Raw genomic sequence first — 5,574 nt, 5'->3', positions numbered from 1 at the left:
CAGTTATCAGTTATCAGTTATCAGTTATCAGTTATCAGTTATCAGTTATCAGTTATCAGTTATCAGTTCACTGAGAAAACTCCCCACACCCCACACCCTACACCCCACACCCTACACCCCACACCCTACACCCCAATTCTTATGAGAGATTCCCTATCGAGCCATCTAAGAGTACAACAACATTGCCTCAATCAAGTTAAATTAGCCGTGAGAAAGCAGGGCTTTAGCAGTCAACGCTCCTTAGCTAAAGAAGCTGAATTTAGTCTGGCTATTGTCAGTAACTTCCTGACCGGTAAACCGGTAGAAAAAGCCACTTTTGCCCAAATTTGTCGTCGATTATGCCTCGACTGGCAAGAAATCGCCGCCCTGAATTTTCAGCTAACAGCACCCCCTCAAGACAAAATTCTGGTTAATTCTCCATCCAAGAGCGAAAAATTGGACACATTACCCCCCTATCCCAATGGGGCAGTTCCCCTTGGTTCCCCATTTTATTTAGAACGTCTTCCCCTCGAAGAACAGATAAGGCAGGAAATCAAGAAACCGGGGGCTTTAGTGCGGATAAAAGCCCCGAAAGAAATGGGCAAAACTTCCCTACTTTTGAGAATGCTCGATTTTGCCAAACAGCAAGGCTACCGCACGGTGAGTTTGAACTTAGAACAGGTGGACCTGGCCATTTTGAGTGATTTAAACCAATTTTTGCGCTGGTTGTGTGCCAATGCCGCCCGTCAACTACAGTTAAAACCGCAATTAGATGAGTATTGGGATGAGGATTTAGGCAGCAAGATTAGCTGTACGGTCTACATTCAAGACTATCTGCTTGAATCGATTACCGCCCCCATTGTCCTCGCTCTCGATGAACTTAATCAGATTTTTGAACATCCCCAGGTGGCCAAGGATTTTTTACCGCTGCTGCGTTCTTGGTACGAAGAAGCCAAAACCCTACCTATTTGGCAAAAACTCCGTCTTATCGTCGTCCATTCCACAGAAATTTATGTTCCCCTGCAGCTCAATCAATCCCCCTTTAACGTGGGATTCCCCGCACAGTTAAGTCATTTTAGTCTTGAGGAGGTATTGCAATTAGCCCAACGTTATCAACTCACCTGGGAAAATCAGGAAAAAGTCAAACAATTGATGGAGTTAGTGGGAGGACACCCGGCTTTGGTACAAACTGCCCTCTACTATCTCAGTCGGGAGGAAATAACCATGACGCAAATATTAACCAGTGCCACCTCCGTCACGGGGATTTATGCCCATCACCTGCGACGCCATTGGGCGGTATTAGAACAACAGCCTGAACTAGCAAAAGCCCTCGATCGGGTGATGAGCGCGGTGGAACCCGTACAATTAGACCCAATTCTCGCTTACAAACTCAGCAGTATGGGGCTGCTCAAACAATCAGGAGATAAAGTAGTACCAGGCTATGAATTGTATCGACGCTATTTTTTAGAGGTGAAATCCTCTATCAGTTATCAGTAAACAGTAAACAGTAATCAGTAATCAGTGAGGGTGTGGGGTGTGGGGTGTGGGGTGTAGGGTGTGGGGGGAGTGGGAATTATGAATTATGAATTATGAATTATGAATTGGGGAGGTGGGGAAGTGGGGAAATTGAACTAAAACCCCAAAACCCCAAAACCCCAACACCTAAAACCTGTCTCCTGGCTCCTGAATCCTGACTTCTGAATCCTATCTCCTGACGACCGACGACCGGCTCCTGACCTCACCAACAAACTTTTTGCCGCAAACTCTACTTATGAATATGTCAAACAAAGATACTGTCCAAAATACTGTCAACGTTAGTAATTTTAGTCGCTCGCAACTAGGTCAACCGGATGAGAACAATTTATATCAAGCAGTCGCCACAATTACCGAGGGACGTTGGCCAGAAAATCTGTCGGGATACGTTTTTATCGTCTGTCCTTTTCATAGAAAAAATGACCGTCATTTGTTCTCTGGCGAGGGTGTAATTATTAAATGGGACTTGCAAGGGAAAAATAATCAAGTTAATGTTTACAGTAAAAAACTGAAAACCTGGGATAGTTTTTGGCGAAAAGTTTTACCGATATTTAATATTAGTCAAGCCACTTTTCCTGCCGTGGTCAGCATTTTGGGTTGTTCAGAAATAGCGAATACTGCTATGGTTAAACTAGAAAAAGTTGCCGAAGAGCAACAACTAGAAGAAACCCGATTAATTCTCACTGCCGATGCGGGACGTTACTGGGAAGTGGATCCGGTTTCCCTGGATACTATCACTCCGATTGGTTATTTTGACCAACATCTTGTTTCCGTGCCTTTGTCTATTTTCCCAGTCCTAGAAAATACCGCTCACCCCTTCTACGACAAAAAAACCAAAGAATTTATCACCTGTGAATTAAAGCTAAAACTTATATCGGGAGGTATGTTAAAAGATTTAGATAAATCCGTGTATATTGTTCTTTGGGATCAACAAAAACAACTTAAACCCTGGAAACTACAGGGAGCTATCCTCGATGGTAGTCCCCATTCGGTCATCGTCACCGAGGATTATATCATGATTCCCGATATGCCCTTTCAGATGGGAGTAGCCAAACTATTAGGTATCAGAATTAAGCCGGAAGAAACCTATCCGAAAACTCAAATTTATCTGGTTAAACGTCAAGACCTCAAGGAAGAAGAAACCACCGTTCCCTCGCAATTAATTACCTTCAATGGCGACAGTTATCACTTCCTTTGTAATTACCATAGTACCAACGGTCAAATTCAGCTGGTGGCCATCCAAAACGCCACTATTAGTTTAACCGAAGCGATCGAAAAAGACGATATCCAACATTTTACCGGTCAGGGTTATCCCCCCGAATACCACGGCATTCCCTGGATGTTTTCCTTTGACCCCGGAGTGCTGCGCAAAGTGGTTATCGAAGATGCCAGGGTGATGAGCGAACAAGCTTTCATCCATCCGGGGTGGTTCTCTACCACTCTCTACACCGCCGACCCGCGGGAATCGGAACAGGGATACAGCGCTATTTATCAGGTTTATGCCGGTTATGTGCGCGAATTAATCTGTCGTCGTCAGTATATGGATTTTCGCGACCAAAGTAATCGCATCCTCAGGGATGCCGAACTTCCCTGTCATGACTTGCCCTCGGTATTAGCCAAGGTTTCCTTCGATAAGGATTGGAATCAGTTAACTGAACAGATTAGCCAAGAAAAAAAAGCCAGTAATACTCATGTATCACATTTAGGTCGGGGACTACTGGATTTTTATGTTTGTCCCGATGGCTATATTTTAGATAGCATTCAGTTTATTCCCCAAGAACAGGGCTATCTATTTACGACGGTTTTAACCCCGACCAGAGTATTAGAAGCTTGGTTATTTAACCCTGGCAATCTCAAGGACGGACCGATTGCTAAACTGAGTTTGCCGGAAGATGTTCACTTTGGTTTTACCTTGCATTCCGAGTATTTCGAGCAAGTGCTGCCTTCTCCCCGTCCTTCCGTCTCACAGGTAAATCGAGTCCTGTCAGCCTTGCGGAGTCTTGTTTTAGTTCCCGTAGAATTTTTCTTGGGGAGACCCGCAGCCATTTACAATCGCCAAGTAAAAAAATGATTGTTCTCAACGGATACGACATTCTTGCCCAAATCTACGAAAGTGTTAACTCAGAAGTCTATCGGGCCATTCGCATCGCCGATAATCAACCGGTTATGCTCAAAATCCTCAAGCAAGAATATCCAACCGCACAAGAACTAACCCACTACAAACAGGAGTATAAAACCATCTGCGGCCTGAACTTCGAGGGGGCGATTAAAGCCTATGGTTTAGAAACCTACCGCAGAACTCCCGTGATTATTTTGGAAGATTTCGGGGGTATATCCTTAAAAAAATGGCTAGAGGGCAAACCCCTGGCCTTAAGGGACTTTTTAAGCCTTGCACCCCGAATAGTGGCTAATTTAGAGAAAATTCACAACGCCAAGGTTATTCACAAAGATATTAATCCTGCCAATATAGTTCTTAACCCCGAAACCGGACAAATTAAAATCATCGATTTTGGCATTGCCAGTGTCCTGCGGCGGGAAAATCCGGGGCTAAAAAATCCCAACGTCCTTGAGGGGACTTTAGCCTATATTTCTCCCGAACAAACCGGACGGATGAATCGCAGTCTCGATTACCGCACGGATTTTTATTCCTTGGGCGTTAGCTTCTATGAACTTCTCACCGGACAATTACCTTTTCGGGCTAACGATGCTTTGGAATTAGTTCACTGTCATCTGGCAAAACAACCTTTGGAGATTAATAGTCTCGTCAGGGAGAAAATTCCCCCAGTGGTGGAAGCAATCATCAGGAAACTGATGGCTAAAACCCCCGAGGAACGATACCAAAGTGCCTACGGTATTCGGGCAGATTTAGAAGAATGTTTAAGACAACTGGAAACAACGGGTAAAATTGAGGATTTTGTCATCGCTAGGCAAGATCTAGCCAATCAGTTCCAAATTCCCCAAAAACTCTACGGTAGGGAGGCAGAAATCGCCACTCTCCTCACTGCTTTTCAACGGGTAGCCACGGTGGATAAAAACTCCTCTCACACCGAACTGATGCTAGTTACGGGTTATTCTGGCATGGGTAAAACCACCTTGGTTAGGGAAATTTATCAGCCAATTACTGAAAAACGCGGCTTTTTTATCTCCGGTAAATTTGACCAATTTCAGCGCGATACTCCCTACGCTGCCGTGATTAGCGCTTTGACTCATCTGGTTAAGCAACTTTTGGGGGAAAGTCAGCCACAACTGCAACTATGGCGACAAAAACTCCTCAAGTCTTTGGGGGCGAATGCACGGGTTATTATTGATGTGATTCCCCAACTAGAATTAATTATCGGTCCACAACCAGAGGTGTTACAATTAGGAGCGATCGCTACTCAAAATCGCTTTAATTTAGTCTTTAAAAATTTTATTCGGGTCTTTTGTTCCCCAGAACATCCCTTAGTCATCTTTCTCGATGATTTGCAATGGGCAGACTTGGCTAGTCTCCAGTTAATAGAATTAATTATGCTCGATGGCGATATGGACTATTTGTTTTTAATTGGCTCCTATCGCAGTAATGAAATTAATTCCACCCATCCCCTAACCGCTACTCTCGATAAATTAGAGCAGGGGGGCATAATTATCAATCAAGTTATTTTAAGACCTCTAGGGCTTGAACAGGTCAATCAGTTAATTGCTGACGCCTTAAATCATTCACCCGAATATGTGCAATCTTTGGCCGCTTTAGTCTGGCAAAAAACCCACGGTAATCCTTTTTTTGTCAATGAATTTCTCAAAACTATCTACTGGGAAAATTTGCTATTTTTCCAATCGGGGCAGGAAACAACCACTAAAACCGACAATAATAGGGGTTATTGGCAATGGCATCTCGGCCAAATTCAAAGGATTGGCAGTACCGATAATCTGATTCAATTTATGGTCGGTAAAATGCAGAAATTGCCCCCCGAAACCCAGGAAATTTTAAGTTTAGCAGCTTGTCTTGGGCCAGAGTTTAATTTATATAGTCTGGCAGTAATCTCTGAAAAATCACCTCCAGAACTTTTACCAATTTTAACTTCT

3 protein-coding genes are annotated in these 5,574 nt (G+C 43.8%); all 3 read left to right on the top strand.

Going from position 1 to position 5,574, the window contains the following annotated elements; genetic code table 11:
* The first annotated feature begins 141 nt into the window (after positions 1–141).
* On the top strand, positions 142–1,476 hold the full coding sequence (locus PX636_RS09410; protein WP_288116890.1) for an AAA-like domain-containing protein: 1,335 nt from the start codon (positions 142–144) through the stop codon (positions 1,474–1,476).
* 274 nt (positions 1,477–1,750) lie between these two features.
* Positions 1,751–3,583, top strand: a complete 1,833-nt coding sequence (locus PX636_RS09405; RefSeq protein WP_288116888.1) for a carotenoid oxygenase family protein — start codon at positions 1,751–1,753, stop codon at positions 3,581–3,583.
* The coding region (locus PX636_RS09400; protein WP_288116885.1) for an ATP-binding protein at positions 3,580–5,574 on the top strand (1,995 nt) is incomplete at its 3' end. The genes PX636_RS09405 and PX636_RS09400, both read left to right, overlap by 4 nt.

This window comes from Microcystis sp. M53598_WE2, assembly GCF_030067735.1.
GTDB lineage: Bacteria > Cyanobacteriota > Cyanobacteriia > Cyanobacteriales > Microcystaceae > Microcystis > Microcystis aeruginosa.
This window is presented reverse-complemented; position numbering and strand designations above follow the sequence as displayed.

What these genes read in the sequence shown, in the direction of transcription:
- PX636_RS09405 (WP_288116888.1), top strand. Translation starts at nt 1,751, where the DNA reads ATGAATATGTCAAACAAAGATACTGTCCAAAATACTGTCAACGTTAGT.
- PX636_RS09410 (WP_288116890.1), top strand. Translation starts at nt 142, where the DNA reads ATGAGAGATTCCCTATCGAGCCATCTAAGAGTACAACAACATTGCCTC.